The organism is Streptomyces sp. NPDC056160 (genome assembly GCF_042268205.1).
Classification (GTDB): Bacteria; Actinomycetota; Actinomycetes; order Streptomycetales; family Streptomycetaceae; genus Streptomyces.
This window is the reverse complement of record NZ_JBHJUW010000063.1, coordinates 1-25,919: the sequence shown is the minus strand read 5'-3', so window position 1 is coordinate 25,919 and position 25,919 is coordinate 1. Positions and strand designations below refer to the sequence as shown.

Sequence of the window (25,919 nt, the reverse complement as noted above, 5' to 3'; positions counted from 1 at the left end):
GGGGCCGGGGTCACGGCCGGGGGCCGGAGGACGGCCGCGGGGCCGTCCGGTGGCCGGCCGGGGAGCCGGGTGCGCTCAGGACTTGGTGCCGCCGGCCGTCAGCCCGGAGACCAGGCTGCGCTGGACGAGCATGAACACGAGGGCCGCCGGGATGGTGATGATGATGGCCGTGGCGGAGGTCCACGCCCAGTCGGGGCGCTGGTCCTGCGCGAAGGTGCGGATGCCGACGGCGAGCGTGTAGTGGTCGGACTGCATGAACTGCGTCGCGTAGGCGACCTCGCCCCAGGCGGTGAGGAAGCTGTAGAACGCGGTCACCGCCAGGCCCGGCTTGGCCAGCGGCACGATCAGCCGCCAGAACGTGCCGATCGGGGTGAGCCCGTCCACCCGGCCCGCCTCGTCTATCTCCTTGGGGATGGTGTCGAAGTAGCCCTTCATCATCCAGGCGCAGAACGGCACCGCCGTGGTCGCGTACGCCAGGATCAGCCCGAAGTAGTTGTCGAGCAGGTGCAACTCGGACATCAGCAGGTACAGCGGCACGATCAGTACGATACTGGGGAACATCTGGGTGACCAGGAACGTCCACATCAGCTGCCGGCTGCCCGGGAACCTCATGCGGGACACGGCGTACCCGGCGGTCGAGGCGAGGAAGACGCCGAGCAGGGTGGTGCCGCCCGCCACGATGACGGTGTTCAGGAACCACTTGGCCAGGTCCGAATGGGCCAGGACGTCGCTGTAGTTGTGCAGGCTCAGGTGCTTGAGCACCTGCCCCGGCTCCTGCCAGGCGTTCTTCGGGCCCAGCGAGATGAACAGGATCCACACCACGGGGAACGCGGCGATCACGGTGGCGAGGATCAGCGTGCAGTGCAGGACGACGGAGGCCCAGGGGCTGCGTTCCTCCCGGCCGCGCACCTTGCGCGGGCGCTCGGCGGCGGCGACGGCGGGGCGGGCGGGGGCGGCAGCGGGCGTGGCGGCGCCGGTCTCGTGCGTTGCTGCGGTCATGGCGATGGCTCCTTACGCCTGCTCGGACTTCAGGGTGCTGCGGCGGTAGAAGGTCGAGAAGGCCAGCAGGAGAGCGAGGATGATGATGCCGTAGGTGGCCGCTCCCGCGTAGTCCGAGATCCCGTTGAAGGCCTTGTGGAAGGCGAAGGTGACGAGGATGTCGGTGTCGCCGGTGGTGTTGTTGCCCAGCAGCAGGTAGATGACGTTGAACATGTTGAACGTCCAGATGCAGCCCAGCAGGATCACCGTGCTGGAGACCGGCTTCAGGCCGGGCAGCGTGACGTTGACGAAGCGCTGCCAGGGGGAGGCGCCGTCCATCTCGGCGGCCTCGTACAGCTCCTTGGGGATCGACTGGAGACCGCCGAGCAGGGCGACCATGTTGAAGGGGATGCCGATCCAGACGTTCACCATGATGACGGCGATCTTCTGGGCCAGCGGGGTGCCCAGCCAGTTCTGCGCCGGCAGGCCGAAGGCCGTGATGACGTCGTTGAAGACGCCGTACTGGGAGTTGAGCATCAGCCGCCAGGCGAAGACGCCGATGAACGACGGGACGGCCCACGGCAGGATCAGCATCGCGCGGTAGAAGCCCCGCAGCCGCATCTTGCGGTTCAGCAGCACGGCGAGCGCCATGCCGAGGCCCACCTGGAGCACCACGCAGCACACGGTCCACACGACCGTCCACACCAGGCGCGGGTAGAAGTCGCCGTCCGCGCCCGACAGGACGTGCCAGTAGTTGTCGAGGCCGACGAAGACGTAGGTCGCCGGGCGGTGGAAGGCGCCGATGGTGGTGGCGACGTTCGACTCGTTCGCGTTCGTCAGCGACTGGTAGAAGCCGTACCCCAGCGGATACAGGACCAGCAGGGTGATGACGATGGCGACCGGGGCCACCATGGCCCAGGCGTACCAGTACTTGTCCCAGGATCGCCTGAGCGCCGAGGCACGTGCGGGGCGCGGGGACCTGTCGCCGCTCGCTGTCTTGTGGTTCTGTCCGGTGCTCGCTGCGGTCGTCATACTCATCGGCTCTTTCGCGGACGAAGTCGGGTGGTTCCGCAGCCCCGGGGAGCCCCGGTCGGGGCGGCAGCGGGGAGTTTCTTCCCCGGGGCTGCGTGTCCTTCGGTTGCCGTACGGCTACGGCAGGGCCTGCGGCCGGGCGCGGGTCAGCCGATGGAGAAGCCGGGCAGGAGCTTCTGGAACTCCTTGGCGGTGGAGTCGAGGCCGCTCTTGACCGACTGGTCGCCCTGGAGGATCTTCACGTAGTTCTGCTGGAGCGGGGTGAAGAGCGAGCCGACCTGCGGCAGGGCCACGCGCGGGCGGGCGGTCTGCTCCAGGATCGGCTTGAAGCCGGCGATCTTGGCGTTCGCGGTGACCTCGCCGGTGTACGCCGACTTGCGGGTCGGCAGGGTGCCGGTGCCCTTGGCGATGGCGATCTGGCTCTCGGTGGAGGTCATGAACTGGGTGAACAGGTAGCTGGCGTCCAGGTTGCTGGAGCCCTGGTACACCGTGAGGTTGTGGCCGCCGGTCGGTGCCTGGGCCTTGCCGCCGGCGCCGGCCGGGACGTTCGCGAAGCCCAGGTTGGCCTCGTCGCCCTTGAACGCCGAGCCGGTCAGGTCGTCGCTGACCGACCAGGGGCCCTGGATCAGCATGGCGACCTTGCCGTTCTTGAAGGCGGTCTGCATGTTCTGGTACGCGTTCGCGAAGTCGACCTTCATCGAGGCCTCGTCGTTGATCTTCTTCGCGGTGGTGAGCGCGGTGACGGCGGCGTCGTTGCTGATGGTGATCTTCTTGCCGGACGGGTCGGCGAGGTCCGCGCCGTTGCTGTAGAGCAGCGGGAGCAGGAAGTAGGAGTCGGGGTTGACGTAGGTGCCGTAGGCCCCGGTCTTCTGCTTGATGGCCTTGGAGTCCGCGATGAACTCGTCCCAGGTGGCCGGCGGCTTGTCGACGCCGGCCTGCTTGAGGAGCTTCTTGTTGTAGAGCAGGCCGAGCGTGTCGGTGACCGACGGGACTCCGTAGGTCTTGCCGTTGTACTTGGCGGTGTTCAGCGGCGTGGCGTTGAAGTCGGAGGCGTCCTTGAGGGCCGCGGTGCCGTCCAGCGGGGCGATGTAGCCCAGCGAGGCGTACTCGGCCATCAGGCCCACGTCGGTGCGGACCACGTCGGGCGCGCCCTTGCCGCTCTTGGCGGCCGACTTGAACTTCTGCTCGACGTCGGTGAACGGGACGCTCTGGTAGTTCACCTTGATCTTCGGGTACTTGGCCTCGAACTGCTTGACCAGGGCCTTGTACGTCGGGGCTTCGGTCGCCGCGTCCGAGGTGTCCCAGTACGTGATCGTCCCGGAGATGTCCTTGGGGTCCTTCGGCTTGCTCGACGAGTCGCTGCCCGACCCGCCGCAGGCCGAGGCGGCCAGCGCGACCACGGTGACCGCGGCGGCGATCGATATGCCACGTCGCATATGAACTCCCTAGATATGGGTGCCCGGATCATCCCTTGGGAGACCGCGGGTGCCGTCTGTCCCAATCGACGGCCGCCGGGCGCGGGAGGAACGTAGCAAGGCTGCAATCCCTTGCGAAAGATGTTGCAAGAAAATTTCCGCAAGATCCTGCAAGCGTGACGTTTTCGTTACCGCCAGGTGTCGTGGTCGGTCGCAGGCGGTCACGTACCGCCTCGCACCCTAGCGGGCGGCGGGCCGGTCGGGGAGGGGTTGCTCCTCGCCCGCCTCAGCTTTCCCCGCCGCGCCCACGCCGCCCCGCCGACGCGGTCCGGCTCGCGCCGCGGGCGTCCGGGAACGAGGGGCCGGCTGCCGTCACCGGACGCTCCGTCAGGGCGGGCCGCCCGCGGCTGCCGCACCGCTTTGCCGGGCGTCGGGAGCCGTACGCCGGGCGGAGGGCGGGTGTCGGGCCTCTGCGGTGAAAATTCTTGCCACGGTTTTCAAGACCCTTGCTGTAAACGATTCGTCGGGGATACGGTCACGCCCGGCGTCCGGCCACGAAGCCGAACCGCGGCGCGGGCACGGACCCGATCGAGCCGTCACCGCAAGGAGTTCACGCTCGTGATACCCAGATGGCCGGCGCCCCTCAGGCGCCGCTTCCTGACGACAGGGCCCGGCGGACGGGCCAGACGCGTCGCGGCCCTCGCCGCCGCCGTACTCGCCGCCACCCTCGTCCAGCCGCAGGCCGCCAGGGCCGCCGCACCCGCCGCACCCCCCGCGCCGCCCTCGGACGCGCGGCTCGCCGCCGTGCCCGCCCGGCACGAGGCCACGCACGAGCAGTTCTACTTCGTCATGCCCGACCGCTTCGCGAACGGCGACCGGTCCAACGACCGCGGCGGACTGACCGGTTCACGCCTCGCCACCGGCTACGACCCCACCGACAAGGGCTTCTACCAGGGCGGCGACCTCAAGGGCGTGACCCGGCGGCTCGACTACATCAAGGGCCTGGGCACCACCGCCATCTGGCTGGCGCCGATCTTCAAGAACCGGCCCGTGCAGGGCACCGGCAGCGCCGCCTCCGCCGGGTACCACGGCTACTGGATCACCGACTTCACCCAGGTCGACCCGCACTTCGGCACCAACGCGGACCTGACCACCCTCATCGCCAAGGCGCACGCCAAGGGCATGAAGGTCTTCTTCGACGTCATCACCAACCACACCGCCGACGTCCTCACCACCACGGACCAGTCGCACGCGTACCTGTCCAAGGGCGCCTTCCCGTACCTGACGAAGGACGGCCGGCCCTTCGACGACACCGACTACGCGGACGGCACGGCGAGGTTCCCCGCCGTGGGCACCTCCTCCTTCCCGCACCCCCCGGCCGTCGCCCCCGCCGAGAAGAACCTCAAGGTCCCCGCCTGGCTCAACGACCCGGCGATGTACCACAACCGCGGCGACTCCACCTTCGTCGGCGAGAGCGCCCTCTACGGCGACCACACCGGCCTGGACGACCTGTGGACCGAGCGCCCCGAGGTCGTCGGCGGCATGGAGAAGATCTACGAACGCTGGGTGCGGGACTTCGACGTCGACGGCTTCCGCATCGACACCGTCAAACAGGTCGGCATGGAGTTCTGGACGCAGTGGGCCACGGCACTGGACGCCTACGCCGCCCGGCACGGCCGCCCGAACTTCTTCATGTTCGGCGAGGTCCTCTCCGCCGACGCCTCCGTGACGTCCCCGTACGTCACCCGGGGCCGCCTGGACGCCACCCTCGACTTCCCCTTCCAGGACGCCGCCCGCGCCTACGCCTCCCAGGGCGGCAGCGCGCAGAAACTCGCCTCGGTCTTCGGTGACGACTACGAGTACACGACCGACAAGGCCAACGCGTACGAGCAGGTCACCTTCCTCGGCAACCACGACATGGGCCGCATAGGGTCCTTCCTGAAGCAGGACGACCCGAAGGCCTCCGACGCCGAACTGCTCGGCAGGGACCGGCTCGCCAACGAGCTGATGTTCCTCAGCCGCGGCAACCCGGTCGTCTACTACGGCGACGAACAGGGCTTCACCGGCGCCGGCGGCGACAAGGACGCCCGCCAGACCATGTTCGCCTCCAAGGTCCCCGACTACCTCGCCGACGACGAGATCGGCACCGACCGCACCCACGCGAGCGACTCCTACGACACCACCGCGCCCCTCTACCGGCAGATCGCCGGACTGTCCCGGCTCCGCAAGGCGAACCCGGCCCTCGCGGACGGCGTCCAGACCGAGCGGTACGCGGCCGACGGCCCCGGCGTCTACGCCTTCACGCGCACCGACGCCGAGAGCGGCGCCGAGTACGTCGTCGCCTTCAACAACGCGGGCGAGGCGAAGACCGCCGGCTTCGCCACCGGCTCGGCGGACATGACCTACCGGGGCATCTACGGCACCCGGGCCACCGTGACCTCCGGCGCCGACAACCGGGTCACCGTCACCGTCCCGGCCGGGTCCGCCGTCGTCCTCAAGGCGGCCGGGCGGCTCGACGCCCCCGCCGCGAAGCCCGCCCTCACCCTGACCGCCCCGGCCGCAGGCGCCACCGGCACCGTCGACCTGAGCGCCGAGGTCACCGGCGGCCGGCTCAACCGGGTCGTCTTCGCCGCCCAGGTCGGCAACGGCCCCTGGAAGGTGCTCGGTTCGGCCGACCACGCGCCGTACAAGGTCACCCAGACCCTCGGCAAGGACGTACCGGCCGGGACCGCGCTGCGCTACAAGGCGGTCGCCGTCGATGCGGCCGGGCACACCGCGAGCGCCACCGCCGCCTCCGCCGCAGGCACCCCGCCGGCCCCCGAGGCCCCCACCGCCACCTCCCGCGACTACGCGATCGTCCACTACAAGCGCGCCGACGGCGACTACGCGAACTGGGGCCTGTACACCTGGGGCGACCTCGCCGACGGCGAGGCGACCACCTGGCCCGCCGCCCACCCGTTCACCGGCCGCGACGCCTACGGCGCCTTCGCCTACGTCAAGCTGAAGCCGGGCGCCTCCGGCGTCGGCTTCCTCGTCATCGACAAGGACGGCGACAAGGACGTCGCCGCCGACCGGACCATCGACGTCACCAAGACCGGCGAGATCTGGATCGAACAGGGCAAGGACACCGTGACGACCGAGCGGCCCACCGCCGACTACCCGGCGCAGGACCGGACCAAGGCCGTCATCCACTACCACCGCGCCGACGGGAACTACGACGGCTGGGGCCTGCACGTGTGGACCGGCGCCGCGCAGCCCACCGACTGGTCCAAGCCCCTCGCACCCGTGCGCACCGACGCCTACGGCGCGGTATTCGAGGTCCCGCTCGCCGACGGCGCCACCAGCCTCAGCTACATCGTCCACAAGGGCGACGAGAAGGACGTGTCCCAGGACGGGTCGCTCGACCTCGAGGCGGCCGACGGCCACGAGGTGTGGCTGCTCGGCGGCCGGGCCGAACCCCTGCTGCCGCAGCCCGCGGGCAGCGCCGCCGACCTGGACCTGTCCACCTCCGAAGCCGTCTGGATCGACCGCGACACGGTCGCCCTGAACGGCTCCGCGGGCGCCGCCTCCACCCAGCTGGTCTACTCCCACGACGGCTCGATCACCGTCAAGGACGGGACGCTGACCAGCGACGACGAGCGCTGGCTGCGGCTCACGCGGACCACGCTGAGCGACGCCCAGAAGGCGAAGTTCCCGCACCTGAAGGACTACACCGCCTGGTCCGTCGACCCGCGCGACCGCGGCCGGGTCCGCGAGGCGCTGCGCGGCCAGGTCGTCGCCTCGCAGCGAGCCGCCGACGGTGCCGTGCTCACGGCGACCGGCGTCCAGCTCGCAGGCGTCCTCGACGACGTCTACGGCACCGCCGCCGCCCCGGCCCGGCTCGGCCCGGTCTTCCGCCACGGGCGGCCCACCCTGAGCGTGTGGGCGCCGACCGCGCAGAGCGCCGCCCTGGAACTGGACGGCAGGGCCGTCGCCATGCGCCGCGACGACACCACCGGCGTGTGGTCGGTGACCGGGCCGGCGTCCTGGAAGGGCAAGCCGTACCGGTACGTCGTCAAGGTGTGGGCGCCGAGCGTGCGGCGGATCGTCACCAACAAGGTCACCGACCCGTACTCGCTCGCCCTCACCGCGAACAGCGGGCGCAGCCTCGTCGTCGACCTGGACGACCGCCGGCTCGCCCCCGGCGGCTGGTCGCACCTGGCCAAACCCGAGGCCGTACCGCTGCGCGACGCGCAGATCCAGGAACTGCACATCCGCGACTACTCCACCGCCGACAAGACCGTCCCGGCCCGGGACCGCGGCACCTACCTCGCCTTCACCGACCACGGCAGCGACGGCTCCCGGCACCTGCGGGAACTGGCGAAGGCGGGCACCTCCTACGTCCACCTGCTGCCGGCCTTCGACATCGCCACCGTCCCGGAGGAGAAGACCGACCAGGCCACCCCGGCCTGCGACCTCGCCTCCTACCCGGCCGACTCCGACCAGCAGCAGAAATGCGTCTCCGCCACCGCGGCCAAGGACGCCTACAACTGGGGCTACGACCCCTTCCACTACACGGTCCCCGAGGGCTCCTACGCCACCGACCCAGACGGCACCGCCCGCACGCTCCAGTTCCGGCAGATGGTCAAGTCCCTCAACCAGGACGGCCTCAGGGTCGTCATGGACGTGGTCTACAACCACACGGCGGCGAGCGGCCAGGCCGCCACGTCCGTCCTGGACCAGGTGGTGCCCGGCTACTACCAGCGGCTGCTGGCCGACGGCTCCGTCGCGAACAGCACCTGCTGCGCCAACACCGCGCCCGAGAACGCCATGATGGGCAAGCTCGTCGTCGACTCCGTCGTCACCTGGGCCAAGGAGTACAAGGTCGACGGCTTCCGCTTCGACCTCATGGGCCACCACCCCAAGGCCAACATCCTCGCGGTCAGGAAGGCACTGGACGCGCTCACGCCGAAGAAGGACGGCGTGGACGGCAAGAAGATCATCCTCTACGGCGAGGGCTGGAACTTCGGCGAGGTCGCCGACGACGCCCGCTTCGTGCAGGCCACGCAGAAGAACATGGCGGGCACCGGCATCGCCACCTTCTCCGACCGGGCCCGCGACGCGGTGCGCGGCGGCAGCCCCTTCGACGCCGACCCCGGCGTCCAGGGTTTCGCCTCCGGCCTCTACACCGACCCGAACTCCTCCACGGCCAACGGCACGAAGGCCGAGCAGAAGGCCCGCCTGCTGCACTACCAGGACCTGATCAAGGTCGGCCTGAGCGGCAGCCTCGCCGGGTACCGCTTCACCGGCTCCGGCGGCAAGGAGGTCACCGGCGCCCAGGTCGACTACAACGGCGCGCCCGCCGGTTACGCGGACGCACCCGGCGACGCCGTCGCCTACGCCGACGCGCACGACAACGAGACGCTGTTCGACACCCTCGCCTACAAACTGCCCAAGGACACCTCCGCCGCCGACCGGGCCCGGATGCAGGTCCTGGCGATGGCCACGGCCGCGCTCTCGCAGGGCCCCGCGCTCTCCCAGGCCGGCACCGACCTGCTGCGCTCCAAGTCCCTGGACCGGGACTCCTTCGACAGCGGCGACTGGTTCAACGCCATCCACTGGAACTGCGCGGACGGCAACGGCTTCGGCCGCGGCCTGCCGATGGCGGCCGGCAACCAGGCCAAGTGGCCCTACGCCAAGCCGCTGCTCACCTCCGTCAAGGTCGGCTGCCCGCAGATCCAGGGCGCCTCGGCCGCCTACCGGGACCTGCTGAGGATCCGTACGAGCGAGAAGGCCTTCTCCCTCGCCACGGCCGCCCAGGTGCAGTCCCGGCTGTCCTTCCCGCTGTCCGGCAAGGACGAGACCCCCGGCGTGATCACCATGGAGCTCGGCAACCTGATCGTGGTCTTCAACGCCACGCCCGAACAGCAAAGCCAGCACGTCCCCGGCCTCACGGGAGCCCCCTACCGCCTGCACCCGGCCCAGGCCCACGGCACGGACCCGGTGGTGAAGACCGCGACGTACACCCCGAGGACCGGCACCTTCACGGTCCCGGCCCGGACGGTGGCGGTGTTCACGAACTAGTGCCCCGGCAGGCAGCGTTTGTCCGTCAAGGAGCGGCGTTCGGTGCGTGCTCTCGGCGCGCCGGCCGGAAGTCCTCGTACTGGACGTACTCGGGCTTTCGGCCGGTGCGGCGAGAGTGCGTGCCGGGCTTCGCGACGGGGCGAACGTTGCCTGCTGGGGCACTAGGGTGACCCCGTCGTCATGGAAGTCGTCGTAGAAGCAGAACAGGAGCGCTCATGCCGCAGATCACCGTCGACTACTCCGAGCAGTTGGCGGACGCCTTCGACCGGGGCGCCTTCGCCCGGGACGTGCATGCGCGGACCGTCGAGATCGCGGACGCCAAGCCTGCGGCGTGCAAGACGCAGTTCCGGCGGACCGAGGACACCACCGTCGGTCCCGACGCCGAGGGGCACGCGATCGTGCACGTCACGATCGGGCTGCTGGCCGGGCGCAGCGACGAGACCAAGGCACGGCTGGCGGAGGCCGTGCTCGACGCGCTGCGCGACCATGTGAAACCGGTCGGTGGCCTGGCCCTGCACGCCTCGGCCGAGGTACGCGACCTGGACGCCTCCTACCGCAAGCTCGACGCCTAGGAAGCCCGCAAAGTCAGGAAGCCAGTCTCAGGAGCCGGCCGAGCAGGTCCCCGAAGGGGCCGCCGGCCGGCTCCGTCGTGAAGACGCCGCGCAGGAGCGCGGTCAGCTCCTCGTCGTGGGCCGCGGCGACGGCCACGAGGGCGGCGAAGTCGTGCACGAGCTGCACCTCCAGCTCGGCGCGCGGGATGCGCCGGCCGTCCAGCCAGATCAGCGCCGTCGACTCCGCCAGGGAGATCCAGGAGCGGACCACCAGGTCCAGCCGGGCGGGCGGGTCCTGGACGCCGAGGTGGGACAGGAGCTGGTCGTGGGCGGCCTGCCGGACGGAGTCGACGAGGGCGTTGGCCGTGGTCGAGCCGACCGCCGGTCCGCCGCGCATCAGGGCCGCGAAACCGGGCCCGTGCTCGTCCACGAAGTCGAAGTACCGGCGCATCACGCGCAGCAGCCGCGCGCCCAGCGGTCCCTCGCGCGGTTCCGCGAACCGGCCCGCCAGGTCGTCGGCGGCGCGCTGCAACGCGGCCTCGTACAGGCTGATCTTGCCGGGGAAGTAGTGGTAGACCAGCGGGCGCGAGATGCCCGCCGCGGACGCTATCTCGTCGATGGACACGTCGTCGGGCGAGCGCCGGCTGAACAGTTCGAGGGCGACGCCGATCAGCTGCTGCCGCCGCTCCTCCACTCCCATCCTGCGGCGCACCCCGGTAGTCATACGCCCACCCTACCGATCGGATCCGGCCACGAACGGTCAGGTCCGGGCGAGGTGTTCGTCCCGGCGATCCGCGGGGAGGTGCCGCAGTTCCGGCGCGGGGGTCCTGGTGGGTCTAGTGCAGTGCCGTCAGTGAGCCGCCGTTTGCCAGCGTGCCCTTCAGCTCCGCCCGCGCTCCCTGCTTCGCCCGGACGGCGAGGAGGTTGCCCTGGGCGGACGCGGTGACCCCGCCCGTCGCGGTGATCGACGCCGTGCCCTTGCCGCCGGCCGCGAGCAGGTACCAGGTGCCGGCCCGCGACTTCCACAGCACTCCGGCCAGGACGTGCGGGTCACGGGCGCCGCACGCCGGCACGTCCTCGCCCTTGGCGGCGACCGCCCCGTACGTCCCGCCCGGCACCCGGACCTGGGCGAGCACCCGGGGGTCGCCGCCGCGCCAGGTCTCGGCCCGGGTGCACGCCCACGCGGCCGTGCCGCTCGCCCCGGGCAGTGGCTGCTCGGCGAACCGCCAGGCGTTGACCGAGCGGACGCCCTGCCCGCGCACCGCGCCCAGCGAACAGGCGAACGGCGCCCACGCGCGCAGCCCCGCCGCGCCCGCCGCGCCGTGCGGGGCGGTCGGCCTGCCCGTGGTGAGGAGCGCGGGGACCAGTTCGCCCAGATCGCTCAGCACCTGCGTGCCGTCGTCGCCGGTCAGCTGGAGCCCACGCCACGAGGTGCACGCTCCGGTCTGCTGGACCGCACTGGCCAGCGGCCCGGTCACCCCGTCCGCCAGAGCGAGGGCCGGCGCGGCGGACGCGGGCTTGAGCAGGTCGCGCTGGGCGGCCCCCCGGACCCAGGGCGCCGTCAGATAACGGACGTTGCCGTCGGAGCGGTCGAGGACCACCGCGGACGCCTCCGCACCGCTCGCACCGTCGACCCGGGCGAAGTCGAGGGCCGCACCGGCCGTGGAGTCCTTCGGTTCGGCGTAGCGGGCGATGCGCAGACCGTCGTAGAGGATCACCACGTGCGCGCCGTCGACGTCACCGGCGAAGAGCAGTTGCGGCGGTCCGGCGGGGCCGCCGGACGCGGTGCCGGGCGTCGCCGAGACCCGGACGGAGCCGCCGGGGCGGGCCCAGACGGCCAGCGCCCGGCGCAGCAGGGCCGCGTCCCCGGTGAGGTTGCCGCGCGCCGGCCACACGGAGAAGTCCAGACGGCTGGAGGTCCGCCAGGCGGCCGGGTCGGCCCGGGTCAGCCGGGCCGGGTCGAGGGCCGCCTCGGCGGACGGGTTTCGCGCGTAGGCGGGGGCGGCGGCGCCGTCAGGGCCCCAGCCGCCGCCGGGCAGCGCGACCAGCGCACCGCATACGGCGAGCGCCGCGGCGGCGGCGAGCGCGGCCCGGGTGTGCTGCCTGCGCCGCACCAGATCGGTGGGCCGTGCCTGGAGCGAGCACGGGTCGAACTCGGGGGAGTCCAGCAGCGCGTGCCGGGCGGGCAGCCGGTCGGCCTCGCGCAGCGCGGCCCCCGGGTCGGCCACGCCCGCGGCCGACAGCACCTGGCGCACGGCGGCGTCCGGGAGCCGTTCGAGACCGCGCAGGACGTAGGCGGCGCGGACGGGGGCGGTCAGCGACGCGAGCTGCCGGTCCAGGGCGAGTTCGTCGGTCCCGCCCGAGCGCGGGACAAGCCGCAGCCCCCACACCTGCGGAAGCAGCGGCGGCAGCGGGCGGCGTCCGCGCCACCGGCCGCGCCCGTTCGCCCGGCCGGCCTCCAGGGCCGTACGGAGCACCTGGAGGCGGAGGTAGGTGTAGCCCGGGTCGCCGTCGTGGCCGGCCGCCTGCGCGGGGATCGCGGGCGCCGAGGAACGGCCCCGGGGCAGCGCGCGCTGCACCAGGGAGTGCGCGGCCAGGACACGCCGGCTCCGGCCCGCGCCCGGCGGCAGCACCAGGTAGGCGAGCCGGACCAGCCGGGGGTAGTGCTCGACGAGCGCGGCTTCGGCCTGTTCGACGTCGACGACGGGGCGGGAGGAGGACGAGGGGCGGCGCGGGGCGACATCCTGTGACTGCACGTTCAGCAGAACGAGCGAATCGGCCGTTGGTCACCGCCACCCGGTGGTGTCAGTCGCCCGGATCCACCAGCAGCCGCGCGTAGTTGGCCATCGACCGCTGGTAACGGGGCAGGTGGGGCGCGAGGGCGCCCAGGACCAGGGAGAGGCCCTCGCGGTCGCGGCCGAGGCTCGACAGACACAGCGCGAGGCACGCGCGTACGGCGTCGTCCAACTCGTCGGAGGGTGCGTCCAGTTCCGGAGTGAGCAGCTTGACGCCCTCCTCCGGCCGGCCCAGGTTCCGCAGCGAGCTGGACAGCTGGATCTTCGCGCGCCGGCCCCGGTAGCCGCCCAGCCCGCGCTCCAGCGCCTGGCGGTACAGCGGCACGGCCCGGTCCGGGTGGCCCGTGGAATCCCACGCGCCGGCCTGTTCGAACGGCCCGATCGGGCTGTCGGCGGGCAGTTCCGCGACGAGCGCGTCGATGCGCGCGCGGAAGGCGGGCGCCTCGCTCTCGGGGAGTTCGCCGACACGGGCCCAGACGGCGGCCACGCGGTCTTCCCAGTCCTGGTTCATCGGCCCACTTTCGCACACGTGTGCCTGCGGGGGCGGGGGATTCGAGCGGGGCGTGCGGTGCGGCCGTATCGAAGGGCGGCCCCGGCCGGGGACCGCCGCCCGCCCCAGCGACCGCGGGAGCGGCAGACGAGCCCACGCAGAGGTGTTCAGCCGGCCCGCCGGGAGGTCCGGCCGAAAGGCCGACGCCTTCGGCGGCTTCCCCGACGGCACCGCCTGCGAGCCCCCGAGCGGCGGTCACTGACCGCAGCCTCCGCCCGCGGCACACCGCCGGCCGCCGCTGTCGCGCACCGCCCACCTCCCGGTGGCTCGGGGCCGGGCGCGATCAGCGGTCCCGGTCCAGGTGGGCGAGGACGGCCAGCACGCGCCGGTTGTCGTCGTCCGAGACCTCCAGACCGAGCTTGGCGAAGATGTTGGAGGTGTGCTTGGCGACGGCCCGCTCGGTGACGACGAGCTGCGTGGCGATCGCCGTGTTCGAACGCCCCTGCGCCATCAGCTCCAGCACCTCCAGCTCGCGCGGTGTCAGCCGGGACAGCGGCCGGTCCGCGCCGGAGCGCCGGGCCAGCAACTGCTGGATGACCTGCGGATCCATGGCGGTACCGCCCGCGGCGACCCGGTGCACCGCGTCCACGAACTGGGCCGCGTCGAACACCCGGTCCTTGAGCAGGTACCCCACCGCGCCGGTGCCGTCGGCCAGCAGCTCGCGCGCGTACAACTGCTCCACGTGCTGGGAGAGGACCAGCACGGGCAGCCCCGGCCTGTCCCGCCGCGCCCGCAGCGCGCACTGCAGCCCCTCGTCGGTGTGCGTGGGCGGCAGGCGTACGTCGACCACGGCGACGTCCGGCTCCAGCTCGGCCAGCGCACGGGCCAGCTCGGGGCCGGTCCCGACGGCCGCCGCGATCTCGAAGTCGTGGGCCTCCAGGAGGCGGACCAGCCCGTCACGCAGCAGGAAGAGGTCTTCGGCTAGGACAACGCGCACGGAATCTCCATGGTGACCATGGTGGGGCCGCCCGCGGGACTGCTGACGGCCAGGACGCCGTCGAATGTACCGAGCCGCCGCTCGACGCCGGACAGACCCGAACCCGCCCCGACCACCGCGCCGCCCCCGCCGTTGTCGGTGACCGCGATGCGCAGCATCCCCTCGCGGTGGTGCAGGTCGATCCGGACGCGGTCGGCGCCGGAGTGCTTGACGGCGTTGGTGAGCACCTCGCTGACCGCGAAGTACGCCGCCGACTCCACCGGGGCGTCGGCCCGGCCGGGGAGGTCTACCGTCACCTCCGTGCCGACGGGCATCCGCAGCGCCAGGGCCCTGACCGCGTCGCCGAGGCCGCGCTCGGCGAGCACCGGCGGATGGATGCCGCGCACCAGGTCGCGCAGTTCGACCAGGGCGTCGGCCGAGTTCTTCCGGGCCTGCGCCAGCAGCTCCTTGGCCCGCTGCGGGTTCCGGTCGATGAGCGTCTCCACGGTGCCGAGGTCCATGCCCATAGCGATCAGCCGGGCCTGGGCTCCGTCGTGCAGGTCGCGTTCGATGCGCCGCAGTTCGGCGGCGGAGGTGTCGACGGCGTCGCGGCGGGTCTCGGTGAGCACCCGCACCCGTTCCGCCAGTTCGCCGCCGTCACCGGCGAGCACGGCCCGGGTGAGCAGGAAGTGGCCCCGGAGCAGGAGCGGGGCGAGGAACCAGGCGGCCGTGAGGAACGCCACCGCGAGGGCGCCCGCGCCGAGGGCGGAGCCCTGGCCCGAGATCGGCACGAACGCGTACCAGTACCCGATGTGCGTGCCGTCGGTGAACACCCGCCACAGGCCCGCCGCGAGCGCGAAGCCCTCCAGCGGGTACAGCACCAGCGCGGCGGGCAGCAGCGCGGTCACGAAGCCCGCCGTCATGTCGGCCGCCAGCCATCCGAGGTCCCGCCAGGTCGCCGGATCGCCGAGCATGCCGACCGTGCGGCGCCAGGGGCCGGCGCCCTCGGGCAGCGGCCGGTAGGCGCGCGGGATGCGTACGCCGCCCCACTCGGCGGCCCTCACCCGCCGCCGGTCGGCGAACGCGCGCACCGCGCCGAGCACCACCGGGGTCGTGAGCACACCGACACCGAGCAGGATGAAGGCGAGCGACAGGACGGACAGCACGAACAGCGTGAGCGACCCGGCGAGCGAGACGACGGCGAGGACGAACCCCCGCAGCCCGGCCGCCCCGACCGCCCTCGCCCGCCCGGCCGCGTCCCCGGCGGCCCGGACGCCTGTGCTGCTCCCGTTCTTCGTGTCCATGCCGCCAGTCTGTCCCGGCCCGCGGTCGCACGTCACGGGGCCGGTCCCCCGCACCGGGGGTGTCGCCAACCCCACCCCCGTGCCGGTGAGGCGCCCGCGACTACACCTGCCCGACCCCCAGCACCTTCGCTTCCACGGCGGGGTCGAGTCCCACGGGGGGCCGGCCGGGGCGCTGGGGTGCGGTGCCGCCGATGCGGCGCAGCCAGTCCCAGGTGCCGGTGACCGTCTCGGTGACGGGCCGGCAGCGCAGGCCCGTGGCGACGGCCCGGGAGACGTCCGCGCCGTGCAGGGCGTCGTGGCCCTCGCTGCCCGGGGGCACCCACACCGGGAGCTGCGTCCACGGTTCGATGCCCGCGTCGAGGATCACCTCGGGGTCCGTCCAGCGCAGCTCGGCGTCGGCGCCGGTCGCCTCCACGCACGCCTCCAGCAGGGAGCCCATGGTGGCGTGGCCCTGGGGGCTCATCAGGTTGTAGGGGCCGCTCAGCTCCTGCTCCACCGCTCCGAGGATCCACTCGGCCAGGTCGCGGGCGTCGACGTACTGCAACGGCAGGTCCCGCGGACCGGGTGCCAGCACGGGACCGCCCCGGGCGATCCGGCCGAGCCACCAGGGCAGTCGGCCGATGTTCTCGTACGGCCCGAGGATCAGCCCCGAGCGCACCAGCACCGCACGGTCCGCCCCGAACGCGCCGGTCACCGCCAGCTCGCCGCCCAGCTTGTCCCGGGCGTAGTCCGTGGCGTCCGCGTCCGCGGCGGCGCCCTCCACCAGCGGCGCGTCCTCGGTGTACCCGGCGGGCGGCGCCCAGGCGTACACCGAGCACGTCGACACGTACACGTACCGCCCGGCGCGCTCCCGCAGCAGCCGTGCCGCGTCACCCACCGGCCGGGGCGCGGCCGACCAGGTGTCGACGACCGCGTCCCAGTCGCCGTCGTGCGCGGCGAGGGCGGCCAGCCCGTCGGGCGCGGTGCGGTCGCCGCGCAGCGACCGCACCCCGGGGACGGGTTCCGCCCGCTGTCCCCGGTTCAGGACCGTCACGTCCCAGCCGCGCCCGACCGCCGCCTCGGCGACGGCCCGCCCCGCGAAATCCGAACCACCCAGCACCAGAAGTCTCATACCGGTGACTGTGCCCGGCCCGGCGGCGGGAGGGAACAGGCCTCTGCTGTCGGCAGAGCGGCCCGGCGGATCAGCGGCCGGTCGGCGGCGCGTACCTGTAGCCGACCCGGCGGACCGTCTGGATGGCGCCCCGGTGTTCGGTGCCGAGCTTGCGGCGCAGCCGGGCCACGTGGACGTCCACGGTGCGGCCGTCGCCCACGTGGCCGTAGCCCCAGACCGTGGTGACCAGCTGGTCGCGGGTGTGCACCCGGTGCGGGTGGGCCACGAGGTGGGCGAGGAGTTCGAACTCCAGGTAGGTGAGGTCGAGTTCACGCCCGCCCACGTCGGCGACGCGCCGTACCGGGTCGACCCGGACGAGCGGGTCGGCACTGTCGCCGCCGCCGCTGTCGGCGGCGGCCGTCGCGGCCGGTGCGGTGCCGGCGGACGGCAGGCCCTGCGGCTGGTCCGGCACGGCCGCCACCGGGGCGAACGGCGGCTGCTGGTCGGCCGGGACGAGCACCAGGTAGCCGACCATCGGCGGCCGGCCCGGCAGCGCGGGCAGGGCGTGCGGCGGAGCCGGCAGCCAGGTGGCGCCCGGCGGCAGGAAGTCCGCCACCTCCGCGACCTCGTCCAGGTCCACGGCCCGCAGCCGGTGCCGTGCTGCGGGGGGAGCGGAGGAGGGGGAGGCCGATGCGGCGGGGAGGGCTGCGGTGGTCAGGGAACGAGTGGTCGCCATGAGAGGTCAGCTCTTTCGCGCGAGGAGTTCGTCGGACGAGACGGCGGCCGCGAGTTCGTGGTCGGGCGCGCCGGGGGACGTACGTCGTTCCGCGCTGGCCGAAGGCCGGGGTGTACGGCTTTAGAGGGCCCGCGCGTTCGTCGCGCGGCGACACACCCGGTCGAAGTCGTGGTGCTGACGGGAAGGCCAGAAGGGCTCGAGGTCATGGCGACCCGTCGAGGTGTTCTGCTGGAAGCCGGCCATGAGCCCATTGAAGCAGACACCGCGCCCGGACAGGACCCTCCTCTCACAGCTTGGACGGTTCCCGGACAGCCCGCAGGGCGCCCGCCCGACGGTGAGCGCCCTGCGGAGAGAGCCGGGTCGCCCCGGGTGGATCAGACCTGGCCGGCCTTCTCCAGCGCGGCGCAGCAGGTGTCGACGAGCAGCCGTGTCACGACGTACGGGTCGACGTTGGCGTTCGGACGGCGGTCCTCGATGTAGCCCTTGCCGTCCTTCTCGACCTGCCAGGGGATGCGGACCGAGGCGCCGCGGTCGGAGACGCCGTAGGAGTACTGGTCCCACGGTGCCGTCTCGTGCAGGCCGGTGAGCCGGTCGTCGATGCCGGCGCCGTAGTTCTTGACGTGGTCCAGCGGCTTCGAGCCCTCGCCCAGCGACTCGCACGCCGTGAGGATCGCGGCGTAGCCCTCGGGCCCTTCGCGCATCGCCCTCGTGGAGAAGTTGGTGTGCGCGCCGGCGCCGTTCCAGTCCCCCTTGACCGGCTTGGGGTCGAGGGTGGCGGAGACACCGAAGTCCTCGGCCGTGCGGTAGAGCAGCCAGCGGGCCACCCACAGCTGGTCGGCGACCTCCAGCGGGGCGAGCGGGCCGACCTGGAACTCCCACTGGCCCGGCATGACCTCGGCGTTGATGCCGCAGATGCCCAGGCCCGCCTTCAGGCAGTTGTCCAGGTGGGCCTCGACGATGTCGCGGCCGAAGATCTCGTCGGCGCCGACCCCGCAGTAGTAGCCGCCCTGCGGGGCGGGGAAGCCGTTCTCGGGGAATCCGAGCGGGCGGCCGCCGCTGAAGAAGGTGTACTCCTGCTCGATGCCGAAGACCGGCTCCTGCGCGGCGAACCGCTCGGCGGTTTCGGCGAGCGCGGCCCGGGCGTTGGAGGCGTGCGGGGCGAGGTCGATGTCGAGGACCTCGCACAGGACCAGGACGTTCTCGCCGCCGCGGATCGGGTCCGGGCAGGAGAAGACCGGCTTGAGCACGCAGTCGGAGGAGTGCCCCTCGGCCTGGTTGGTGGAGGAGCCGTCGAAGCCCCACAGGGGCAGCTCGCCACCCTTGGCGTCGTCACCGAGGATCTTCGTCTTGGAGCGCAGCTTGGCCGTCGGCGCGGTGCCGTCGATCCAGATGTACTCGGCCTTGAAGCTCACGGGGGCCACATCCTTCGGGGTGTCACGGGTGCACTCGCGGTGCGTGGTGCGACCGGCGGCGCTGCGGCAGGGCGCCGCGGTGGATGCCCGCAGCCTGTCAACGGCCGGTTTCCCGGCCGTTGCCCGAGTGTGAACCCCGTGTTTCCAGCGACCAGCGACCAGCGACCAGCGACCCGCGACCCGCGACCGGGACCCGCGACCCGCGACCGGGACCCGCGACCCGCGACCGGGACCCGCGACCCGCGACCGGGACCCGCGACCGCGAGCGGGACCCGCGACCGCGACCGCGACCGCGACCGCGACCGGGACCCGCGACCGGCGTCCGGCGTCCGGCGGTCCGCTCAACCGCGGCCGAGCGCGTCCCGTACCGCCTCCTCCGTCCGCGCCACCACCGCCGTGCCGTCGTCGGCCGTGATGATCGGGCGCTGGATCAGCTTCGGGTGCGCGGCCAGCGCGGCGATCCAGCGGTCGCGTGCCCCGGCGTCCCGCGGCCACTCCTTGAGCCCCAGCTCCTTCGCGGCGGCCTCCTGGGTGCGGGTGATGTCCCACGGTTCGAGCCCGAGCCGGCCGAGCACCGCCCGGATCTCGTCCTGGGTCGGTACGTCCTCCAGGTAGCGGCGCACGGTGTACTCGGCGCCCTCGGCGTCGAGCAGGCCGATCGCGCTGCGGCACTTCGAGCAGGCCGGGTTGATCCAGATCTCCATGGGGCAACGGTAGCCGCCGCACTCCCGCCGGCGGCCCGCGCGGCGGTCCCCTCGGCCGGGAACGGCACCGAACGTGCGTACGGCACGTCTTCATGGGCGCCGGTACGGCACATCTCGACGCACATCAGAGGGAGAACGGCGCGGTGAAGCGGCACCACAGGGGCAGCAGGTTCTACGGGGCGCTGGCGGGCACCGCCGTCCTGGCGCTGACGGCCGGCGGTTGCGGCACGGGCGGGGGCGGCGGCGGGAGCACGGACGGCACGGCCCCGTCCACGACCGGGGCCCAGCGCCCCGCCCCCACGGCCGGGACCCCCCGGGACGCGTCCGGCGCCCCCGCCGCCTGGCACAAGTGGGGGCTGAAGCCCCTGCCCGCCGCGCCGGCGCCCCCGGCCGACAAGCCCGTCAAGCTCTCCGCGCACGGCACCGTGCCGGTCCTCACCCACATACCGACCCGGCAGAAGGTCGTCTTCGTCACCCTCGACGACGGGCAGGAGAAGGACCCCCGGTTCGTCGCGATGATGCGGGACCTGAAGGTCCCCGTCACGATGTTCCTGATGAACGACGCGGTGAAGTCGGACTACGCCTACTTCAAGCCGCTGCAGGCGATGGGCAACCACATCCAGAACCACACCCTGCACCACCCCGTCATGAACACCCTCCCGCTCGCCCGCCAGAAGCAGGAGATCTGCGGCGACCAGAAGATCCTCACCCGCAACTACGGCACCTCCCCGCTGCTGTTCCGGCCGCCGTACGGCGCGTACGACGCCGCCACCAAGGCCGCGGTGGACGCGTGCGGCCCCCGGGCGATCGTGTGGTGGCGGGAGTCCATGCAGATCCGCAACATGCAGTACCAGACCGCGGACAAGAAGCTGCGCCCCGGCGACATCATCCTGGCCCACTTCCGCGGGCCCTCCGAACTCAAGGGCACCAGCATGACGACGATGTTCGCCAACCTGCTCAAGCGCATCCAGGAGCAGGGGTTCGCCGTGGCCCGGCTGGAGGACTACATCCAGCCGCCCGCCCGATGAGACTCTGTTCGATTTTCTTCCGCCCCGTCAGTCCCGTGTGAACCGCGCCTGACAGGGCGGCAATTTCCGTGCTCACCTGGGCATTTGCGGGGTGTTTGGGTCCTCCCGTTGTCAGTGCCCGGCAGTAGAATGGAGGCAGTGTTCGAGGGCGTCACCGAAGACTCCGTCTCCGGCCGGCGCCCCTCGCGACAGGAGGATGCCCGTGCCCGCTGCCGCACTGAAGCCGAAGCCGTTGCCGACCCAGTCCACCGCGAAGCGCCCCGTCCAGCTCGACCAGCCCTACGCACCCGTGCACAAGCGCCCGCTGCCGCCCGGACGCCCGCGCGAGTGGTACGTCACGCACAACCGCCGGCTGAAGGCGATGCGGCTCGCCATCGCCCTGCTCGACTCCGGCGTCCACACGCCGAACCAGGCGCGCAACGAGACGATACGGAGCACCGCCGAACTCATCGGCGTCCACCCGCCGTCGGACACCACCTGCCACATGGTCCGCGCCCTGATGCGCTACGCCCGCTGACCCGCCCGCCGCATCCCACCGGGTGCCCCGCGCCGCGCGGGGCACCCGGCGCGCCCGGCGCGGCGCCCGTCGTACGGCGCGGGCCGCCGCCCGGTCCACGAGCCCACTGACCCCCGGCCCCACCGGCAATCGGGGCCTCGCGGGCCGGCCGCGCAGCTCACAGCCCCGGCGCCCCCCACACCGGGAACCAGCGGCCCAGGTCCTCCTCGACGCGAAGGTCGCTCGCGAGAGCGGCCCTGACCTGGATCTCCAGGGCGTTGTCGCGGCGCCGGTCCTGGCCGGGCAGCGGGGCGAACGGATAGAAGGTCCCCCGCTTGTACAGGTACACCAGCGCCAGCCGGCGGCCCGTGCCGTCCTCGAAGGCGGCCAGGGAGCACAGGAGCTGGGGGCCGAAGCCGTCGGCCTCCATGGCGCTGTTCACGGCGTGCAGGTCGTTGACGAGCTCGGGCAGCTGGTCCGGGGTGCGGCGGGAGAGCAGCCAGGAGTAGCCGTAGGAGTCCCGGCTCAGCTCCACCGGCGGGCCCGGGCGGTCGGCGTCCGCGTCCAGGAGGGCCTGCACCTCGCGGTGGGCCTGCTCGAAGGCCGCGCCCTCCACCGTGGCGAAGCACACCGCGCCCTGCCCGGTCGGCGTGAAACCGGCCGCCGCCTGGAGCGTCACCGCCGCGGAGGGCAGCGCGAACAGCTGGTCCAGGTCGGGCGGGGCGGGTCTGGTGCGGCCGAGCAGGATGTCCCAGAGCCCCATCCTCAGCCCGCCTTCCCCGGCGCGGCGGCCTCGCCCAGCTCGGCGGAGATCCGCCCCAGCTGCTCAAGACGCTGCTCCAGGCTCGGGTGGGTGGAGAAGAGCCGGGCGATGCCGGGGTCGGAGCCCAGCGCCGGCGTGAAGTAGAACGCGTTGAAGGCCTGGGCGGTGCGCAGGTCCTCCGAGGGGATCCGGGCGATGTCGCCCGTGACCTTGGTGAGCGCGGACGCCAGCGCGGAGGGCCGCCCGGTCAGCAGGGCCGCCGCCCGGTCCGCGGCCAGCTCCCGGTACCGCGACAGCGCCCTGATCAGCAGGAAGCTGATCGCGTACACGGCCGCGGACACGCCCATCACCATGGCGAACACGGCCAGGGTGTTCTGGTCCTTGCGGCCCCGGCCGCCGAGGAGTTCCGAGTAGAAGGCGAACCGGACGACGAGTCCGGCGAGCACGCCGAGGAAGGACGCGACCGTGATGACGGCGACGTCCTTGTGGGCCACGTGCGACAGCTCGTGCGCGAGGACGCCCTCCAGTTCGGCGGGTTCCAGCCGCCGCAGCAGGCCCGTCGTCACGCACACCACGGCGTTGTCCGGGTTGCGGCCGGTCGCGAACGCGTTCGGCATGTCCATGTTGGACACGGCGACCACCGGCTTGGGCATGTCCGCCATGGCGCACAGCCGGTCGACCACCGCGTGCAGCTCGGGGAACTCCTCGCGCTCCACCACGCGGCCGTGCATCGCGAACAGCGCGATCCGGTCGGAGAACCAGTACTGGGCGATGAGCACCCCGGCCGCGATCACCACGACCAGCACCCACGACTTCAGCAGCACGATCAGCGCGGCCACGAACGCCACGTACAGCAACCCGAGCAGGAACAGCGTGAGACCCATGCGCACGGTCAGCCGCCGGTCGCTCCGGAAGCGGCTCTGCATCTTGCATCACCCCGCAGTCAGGCACTCGTCCCGCCATCCAGTGTGCACCTGCGGGGCCGCCTCGGACCGGCCCGGTCCGGCCCTCTGTTCGGCTCAGTACACGGAGCGGGTCCGGGCGTAGCCGATGAGGAGGACGAGGGCGGCCACGCAGCCGAGGACGACGGCCGTCGATATCCACGAGGAGCGGCGGGGAGCCGCCGGGCCGGGGTCGCCGCGGAAGGGGACCGGGCCCGGCGGTTCGTCCTTCCAGCGGGCGGCGAGCATCCGGGCCCGCGCGGAGGGCTCCTTGTGCTCGGCGGCGCTCACCCACTGGTGATCGAACTCACGCTCGAATTCGTCGTGTCCGGTCATCCCCGTCACCCTTCCCGCCTCTGGCTGGCTCCTGGGGGCCCGGCCCGGGGCCGACTCCCGTCAGTAGGAGACCCGCGGGACGCCGGAAGGTTGTGCGGGGGGCGTCCCCCGTTCGGCTCAAGATGCCGAGCCGCCGGGCGGCGGCTAGCCTCGGTGAGTGTGATCGCGCTTCGGCCGCGGCCTTCCGTCACGTTCCCCGAGAAGCTGCAGGAGTGGGTGGAAGGAAGGTATTCCATGAAAGCACCACGCGCGAGGCGTCTCCTCGCCCTCTCCGCCGCCGGTGTCCTGCTGGCGGGCGGCGCGGCGATCGGCACGGCGGGAACCGCCTCGGCGGCCACGCCCCGGACCTCGGCCACGACCAACCACGGCTGCGGCTGGTGGAGCAGCAACTGCTACGGCCACCGCAGCGGCCGCGGCGCCCTCTACGGCCCCGGGTACGGGTACGGCTACGGGTTCGGTTACAACCCGGGCTCCGTGATCGTGATCGTGCCGTGAGGCCGGCGAGCGGCCCACGACCGGCACCACCAGCGAGAACCGCCCCCCGTGCGAGGAATGCACGGGGGGCGGCTGTGCAGCGGCACCGGACGGCACCGGTGCCGGGGTCGATCACACGTCGAAGTACAGCTCGAACTCGTGCGGGTGCGGGCGCAGCTGCAGCGGGGCGATCTCGTTGGCGCGCTTGTAGTCGATCCACGTCTCGATCAGGTCCGGCGTGAACACGTCGCCCTGGAGGAGGAACTCGTGGTCGGCCTCCAGGCGGTCGAGGACCGCGCCGAGGGAGGTCGGGACCTGCGCCACGTTCGCGTGCTCCTCGGGAGCCAGCTCGTAGAGGTCCTTGTCGATCGGCTCGGCCGGCTCGATCTTGTTCTTGATGCCGTCCAGGCCCGCCATCAGCAGGGCGGAGAACGCCAGGTACGGGTTGCCGGAGGCGTCGGGGGCGCGGAACTCCACGCGCTTGGCCTTCGGGTTCGAACCGGTGATCGGGATACGCATCGCGGCGGAGCGGTTGCGCTGCGAGTAGACCAGGTTCACCGGGGCCTCGAAGCCCGGCACCAGACGGTGGTAGGAGTTCACCGTCGGGTTGGTGAAGGCCAGCAGCGACGGGGCGTGCTTGAGGATGCCGCCGATGTAGTAGCGGGCGGTGTCCGACAGGCCCGCGTACCCGGCCTCGTCGTAGAACAGCGGGTCGCCGTTGCTCCACAGGGACTGGTGCACGTGCATGCCCGAGCCGTTGTCACCGAAGATCGGCTTCGGCATGAAGGTCGCGGTCTTGCCGTTCTTCCAGGCCACGTTCTTCACGATGTACTTGAAGAGCTGGAGGTCGTCCGCGGCGGCCAGCAGCGTGTTGAACTTGTAGTTGATCTCGGCCTGCCCGGCGGTGCCCACCTCGTGGTGCTGGCGCTCGACCTTCAGGCCGGAGCGCTCCAGCTCCAGGGAGATCTCGGCGCGCAGGTCGGCGAAGTGGTCGACCGGCGGGACCGGGAAGTAGCCGCCCTTGTAGCGGACCTTGTAGCCGCGGTTGTCCTCCACCGCACCGGTGTTCCAGGCGCCCGCCTCGGAGTCGATGTGGTAGAAGGACTCGTTCTCGGCGGTCCGGAAGCGCACGGAGTCGAAGACGTAGAACTCGGCCTCGGGGCCGAAGAACGCGGTGTCGGCGATCCCGGTGGAGGCCAGGTACGCCTCGGCCTTCTTCGCCACGTTGCGCGGGTCACGGGAGTACTGCTCGCCCGTGATCGGGTCGTGGATGAAGAAGTTGATGTTGAGCGTCTTGTCCCGGCGGAACGGGTCCACGCGCGCGGTGGACAGGTCGGGGCGCAGGGCCATGTCCGACTCGTGGATGGCCTGGAAACCACGGATCGAGGATCCGTCGAAGGCCTGCTCGTCGTCGGGGTCGAACGCCTCGGCGGGCAACGTGAAGTGCTGCATGACGCCCGGAAGGTCGCAGAAGCGGACGTCGACGAACTTGACGTCCTCGTCCGCGATGAACTTCTTGGCCTCGTCGGCGTTCTGGAACATCCAGCTCCTCCTACTCCCGACCGTCCCGCCGGGGTGGTAGATCGTGCGTGCGGCCAGTGCGGTGGCACACGGTGCCTCGACCCTAGGGACGGGTGATTTCCCGGGCGTGACCCATTTGTTTCGCAGAAGTTAACCGGCCCGGGCGGGGTCACGCCGCGGACACCCCGGCGGCCTTCCTCCATCCAGCCTCGCAGTACCGTGGACGGGTGGACAACAGGCAAGCAGTGGGATCGTGGCTCTCCGGGCCGCGCGCAGCCATGGAAGACGCGGGCGCCGACCTCGGTTACCGGGGCGAACGACTGGGGCTGCCCGAGGAAGGGCCGGGCTCGATCGCCCGCCCGGGACGGCGGCTCGGCGCCGTCGCCGTCGACTGGGCGCTGTGCATGCTGATCGCATACGGCCTGATCACCCACGGCTACGAGCAGGCGACCGGCAACTGGGGCCTGCTCATCTTCTTCCTGCTCGGCGTACTGACCGTCGGCACCGTCGGCTGCACCCCCGGCAAGCGCCTGTTCGGCCTGCGCGTGGTCGCCCTGCGCACCGGCGGCGTCCAGCCGCCGCGCGCCCTGCTGCGCACGGTCCTGCTGTGCGTCGCGCTCCCCGCACTGATCTGGGACCGTGACGGCCGCGGCCTGCACGACCGGCTGGCGGGGACGGTCGAGGTGCGGATGTAGCGTCCACGCCGGACGTCCGCGCGGCGTGGGGCGAGACATACGCGATGACATACGCGATGACGTACGTGATGACGTTCGCGACGACGTCGTACGACGAGGGGGGCGCCCGGATCGATCCG

Annotated in this window: 22 protein-coding genes; 6 read left to right on the top strand and 16 right to left on the bottom strand. The window is 72.3% G+C overall.

Annotated features, from left to right (window positions below):
* Positions 1–75 precede the first annotated feature (75 nt).
* The 3 genes from ACFC02_RS23170 to ACFC02_RS23160 form a co-directional block, all read right to left on the bottom strand.
* On the bottom strand, positions 76–999 hold the full coding sequence (locus tag ACFC02_RS23170) for a sugar ABC transporter permease (protein ID WP_376360415.1): 924 nt from the start codon (positions 997–999) through the stop codon (positions 76–78).
* Between the two features lie 12 nt (positions 1,000–1,011).
* Positions 1,012–2,010, bottom strand: coding sequence for a carbohydrate ABC transporter permease (locus ACFC02_RS23165; RefSeq protein WP_376360412.1), 999 nt, complete (start codon positions 2,008–2,010; stop codon positions 1,012–1,014).
* 146 nt (positions 2,011–2,156) lie between these two features.
* Entirely contained in the window at positions 2,157–3,446 is a 1,290-nt protein-coding gene (locus ACFC02_RS23160; protein WP_376360409.1) for an extracellular solute-binding protein, read from the bottom strand.
* A gap of 597 nt (positions 3,447–4,043) precedes the next feature.
* Here ACFC02_RS23160 and pulA point away from each other — a divergent pair.
* Both pulA and ACFC02_RS23150 read left to right on the top strand, forming a co-directional pair.
* Positions 4,044–9,488 carry a pullulanase-type alpha-1,6-glucosidase gene (gene pulA / locus ACFC02_RS23155; protein WP_376360406.1) on the top strand — a complete coding sequence of 1,815 codons (5,445 nt, stop codon included), beginning with the start codon at positions 4,044–4,046 and terminating at the stop codon, positions 9,486–9,488.
* 215 nt (positions 9,489–9,703) lie between these two features.
* Complete coding sequence (locus tag ACFC02_RS23150; protein ID WP_376360403.1) at positions 9,704–10,060, top strand: 5-carboxymethyl-2-hydroxymuconate Delta-isomerase; 357 nt, start codon at positions 9,704–9,706, stop codon at positions 10,058–10,060.
* A gap of 13 nt (positions 10,061–10,073) precedes the next feature.
* On the opposite strand, the gene ACFC02_RS23145 is transcribed toward ACFC02_RS23150, so the two are convergent.
* From ACFC02_RS23145 to ACFC02_RS23105, 9 genes are all read right to left on the bottom strand, one after another.
* Positions 10,074–10,763 (bottom strand): TetR/AcrR family transcriptional regulator, encoded by a 690-nt coding sequence (locus ACFC02_RS23145; protein WP_376360400.1) that lies wholly within the window; start codon positions 10,761–10,763, stop codon positions 10,074–10,076.
* 112 nt (positions 10,764–10,875) lie between these two features.
* A complete protein-coding gene (locus ACFC02_RS23140; protein ID WP_376360397.1) occupies positions 10,876–12,795 on the bottom strand; it encodes a hypothetical protein in 1,920 nt (639 codons plus the stop codon).
* Positions 12,796–12,844: 49 nt separating this feature from the next.
* The gene (locus tag ACFC02_RS23135) at positions 12,845–13,345 is read right to left on the bottom strand and encodes a tetratricopeptide repeat protein (protein ID WP_376360394.1); all 501 of its coding nucleotides are present in this window, start codon (positions 13,343–13,345) and stop codon (positions 12,845–12,847) included.
* Positions 13,346–13,667: 322 nt separating this feature from the next.
* The gene (locus tag ACFC02_RS23130; protein WP_376360391.1) at positions 13,668–14,321 is read right to left on the bottom strand and encodes a LuxR C-terminal-related transcriptional regulator; all 654 of its coding nucleotides are present in this window, start codon (positions 14,319–14,321) and stop codon (positions 13,668–13,670) included.
* Entirely contained in the window at positions 14,306–15,604 is a 1,299-nt protein-coding gene (locus ACFC02_RS23125) for a sensor histidine kinase (RefSeq protein ID WP_376360388.1), read from the bottom strand. Before ACFC02_RS23125 ends, ACFC02_RS23130 begins: the two co-directional genes overlap by 16 nt.
* 100 nt (positions 15,605–15,704) lie before the next feature.
* A complete protein-coding gene (locus ACFC02_RS23120) occupies positions 15,705–16,715 on the bottom strand; it encodes an NAD-dependent epimerase/dehydratase family protein (protein ID WP_376360385.1) in 1,011 nt (336 codons plus the stop codon).
* A 70-nt stretch (positions 16,716–16,785) separates the two neighbouring features.
* Entirely contained in the window at positions 16,786–17,430 is a 645-nt protein-coding gene (locus tag ACFC02_RS23115; protein WP_376360382.1) for a winged helix-turn-helix domain-containing protein, read from the bottom strand.
* A gap of 374 nt (positions 17,431–17,804) precedes the next feature.
* Positions 17,805–18,842: a glutamine synthetase gene (gene glnII, locus ACFC02_RS23110; protein WP_376360379.1), complete on the bottom strand. Its 1,038-nt coding sequence runs from the start codon at positions 18,840–18,842 to the stop codon at positions 17,805–17,807.
* 341 nt (positions 18,843–19,183) lie between these two features.
* A complete protein-coding gene (locus ACFC02_RS23105) occupies positions 19,184–19,546 on the bottom strand; it encodes an arsenate reductase family protein (protein WP_376360376.1) in 363 nt (120 codons plus the stop codon).
* 143 nt (positions 19,547–19,689) lie between these two features.
* Between ACFC02_RS23105 and ACFC02_RS23100 the strand changes: the two genes are divergently transcribed.
* Both ACFC02_RS23100 and ACFC02_RS23095 read left to right on the top strand, forming a co-directional pair.
* On the top strand, positions 19,690–20,574 hold the full coding sequence (locus ACFC02_RS23100) for a polysaccharide deacetylase family protein (RefSeq protein WP_376360373.1): 885 nt from the start codon (positions 19,690–19,692) through the stop codon (positions 20,572–20,574).
* 202 nt (positions 20,575–20,776) lie between these two features.
* Entirely contained in the window at positions 20,777–21,091 is a 315-nt protein-coding gene (locus tag ACFC02_RS23095; RefSeq protein ID WP_376360370.1) for a hypothetical protein, read from the top strand.
* 157 nt (positions 21,092–21,248) lie between these two features.
* On the opposite strand, the gene ACFC02_RS23090 is transcribed toward ACFC02_RS23095, so the two are convergent.
* From ACFC02_RS23090 to ACFC02_RS23080, 3 genes are all read right to left on the bottom strand, one after another.
* Positions 21,249–21,833, bottom strand: a complete 585-nt coding sequence (locus ACFC02_RS23090; RefSeq protein ID WP_376360368.1) for a hypothetical protein — start codon at positions 21,831–21,833, stop codon at positions 21,249–21,251.
* A gap of 2 nt (positions 21,834–21,835) precedes the next feature.
* Positions 21,836–22,759 carry a zinc metalloprotease HtpX gene (gene htpX / locus ACFC02_RS23085; protein ID WP_360968428.1) on the bottom strand — a complete coding sequence of 308 codons (924 nt, stop codon included), beginning with the start codon at positions 22,757–22,759 and terminating at the stop codon, positions 21,836–21,838.
* Positions 22,760–22,852: 93 nt separating this feature from the next.
* On the bottom strand, positions 22,853–23,110 hold the full coding sequence (locus ACFC02_RS23080; RefSeq protein WP_376360364.1) for a hypothetical protein: 258 nt from the start codon (positions 23,108–23,110) through the stop codon (positions 22,853–22,855).
* Positions 23,111–23,344: 234 nt separating this feature from the next.
* On the opposite strand from ACFC02_RS23080, the gene ACFC02_RS23075 reads away from it, so the two are divergent.
* Positions 23,345–23,605, top strand: coding sequence for a hypothetical protein (locus tag ACFC02_RS23075; RefSeq protein WP_376360361.1), 261 nt, complete (start codon positions 23,345–23,347; stop codon positions 23,603–23,605).
* Positions 23,606–23,716: 111 nt separating this feature from the next.
* Here ACFC02_RS23075 and glnA read toward each other — a convergent pair whose 3' ends face one another.
* Entirely contained in the window at positions 23,717–25,126 is a 1,410-nt protein-coding gene (gene glnA, locus ACFC02_RS23070) for a type I glutamate--ammonia ligase (RefSeq protein WP_376360358.1), read from the bottom strand.
* A 206-nt stretch (positions 25,127–25,332) separates the two neighbouring features.
* Here glnA and ACFC02_RS23065 point away from each other — a divergent pair, with 206 nt between their 5' ends.
* On the top strand, positions 25,333–25,800 hold the full coding sequence (locus ACFC02_RS23065; protein WP_376360355.1) for an RDD family protein: 468 nt from the start codon (positions 25,333–25,335) through the stop codon (positions 25,798–25,800).
* The last annotated feature ends 119 nt before the right edge of the window (positions 25,801–25,919 follow it).

What these genes read in the sequence shown, in the direction of transcription:
- ACFC02_RS23150 (WP_376360403.1), top strand. Translation starts at nt 9,704, where the DNA reads ATGCCGCAGATCACCGTCGACTACTCCGAGCAGTTGGCGGACGCCTTC.
- ACFC02_RS23120 (WP_376360385.1), bottom strand. Translation starts at nt 16,715, where the DNA reads ATGAGACTTCTGGTGCTGGGTGGTTCGGATTTCGCGGGGCGGGCCGTC.
- ACFC02_RS23135 (WP_376360394.1), bottom strand. Translation starts at nt 13,345, where the DNA reads ATGAACCAGGACTGGGAAGACCGCGTGGCCGCCGTCTGGGCCCGTGTC.
- ACFC02_RS23080 (WP_376360364.1), bottom strand. Translation starts at nt 23,110, where the DNA reads ATGACCGGACACGACGAATTCGAGCGTGAGTTCGATCACCAGTGGGTG.
- ACFC02_RS23170 (WP_376360415.1), bottom strand. Translation starts at nt 999, where the DNA reads ATGACCGCAGCAACGCACGAGACCGGCGCCGCCACGCCCGCTGCCGCC.
- glnA (WP_376360358.1), bottom strand. Translation starts at nt 25,126, where the DNA reads ATGTTCCAGAACGCCGACGAGGCCAAGAAGTTCATCGCGGACGAGGAC.
- ACFC02_RS23075 (WP_376360361.1), top strand. Translation starts at nt 23,345, where the DNA reads ATGAAAGCACCACGCGCGAGGCGTCTCCTCGCCCTCTCCGCCGCCGGT.
- ACFC02_RS23105 (WP_376360376.1), bottom strand. Translation starts at nt 19,546, where the DNA reads ATGGAGATCTGGATCAACCCGGCCTGCTCGAAGTGCCGCAGCGCGATC.
- ACFC02_RS23090 (WP_376360368.1), bottom strand. Translation starts at nt 21,833, where the DNA reads ATGGGGCTCTGGGACATCCTGCTCGGCCGCACCAGACCCGCCCCGCCC.
- ACFC02_RS23115 (WP_376360382.1), bottom strand. Translation starts at nt 17,430, where the DNA reads ATGGCGACCACTCGTTCCCTGACCACCGCAGCCCTCCCCGCCGCATCG.
- ACFC02_RS23145 (WP_376360400.1), bottom strand. Translation starts at nt 10,763, where the DNA reads ATGACTACCGGGGTGCGCCGCAGGATGGGAGTGGAGGAGCGGCGGCAG.
- htpX (WP_360968428.1), bottom strand. Translation starts at nt 22,759, where the DNA reads ATGCAGAGCCGCTTCCGGAGCGACCGGCGGCTGACCGTGCGCATGGGT.
- ACFC02_RS23160 (WP_376360409.1), bottom strand. Translation starts at nt 3,446, where the DNA reads ATGCGACGTGGCATATCGATCGCCGCCGCGGTCACCGTGGTCGCGCTG.
- ACFC02_RS23125 (WP_376360388.1), bottom strand. Translation starts at nt 15,604, where the DNA reads ATGGACACGAAGAACGGGAGCAGCACAGGCGTCCGGGCCGCCGGGGAC.
- ACFC02_RS23165 (WP_376360412.1), bottom strand. Translation starts at nt 2,010, where the DNA reads ATGACGACCGCAGCGAGCACCGGACAGAACCACAAGACAGCGAGCGGC.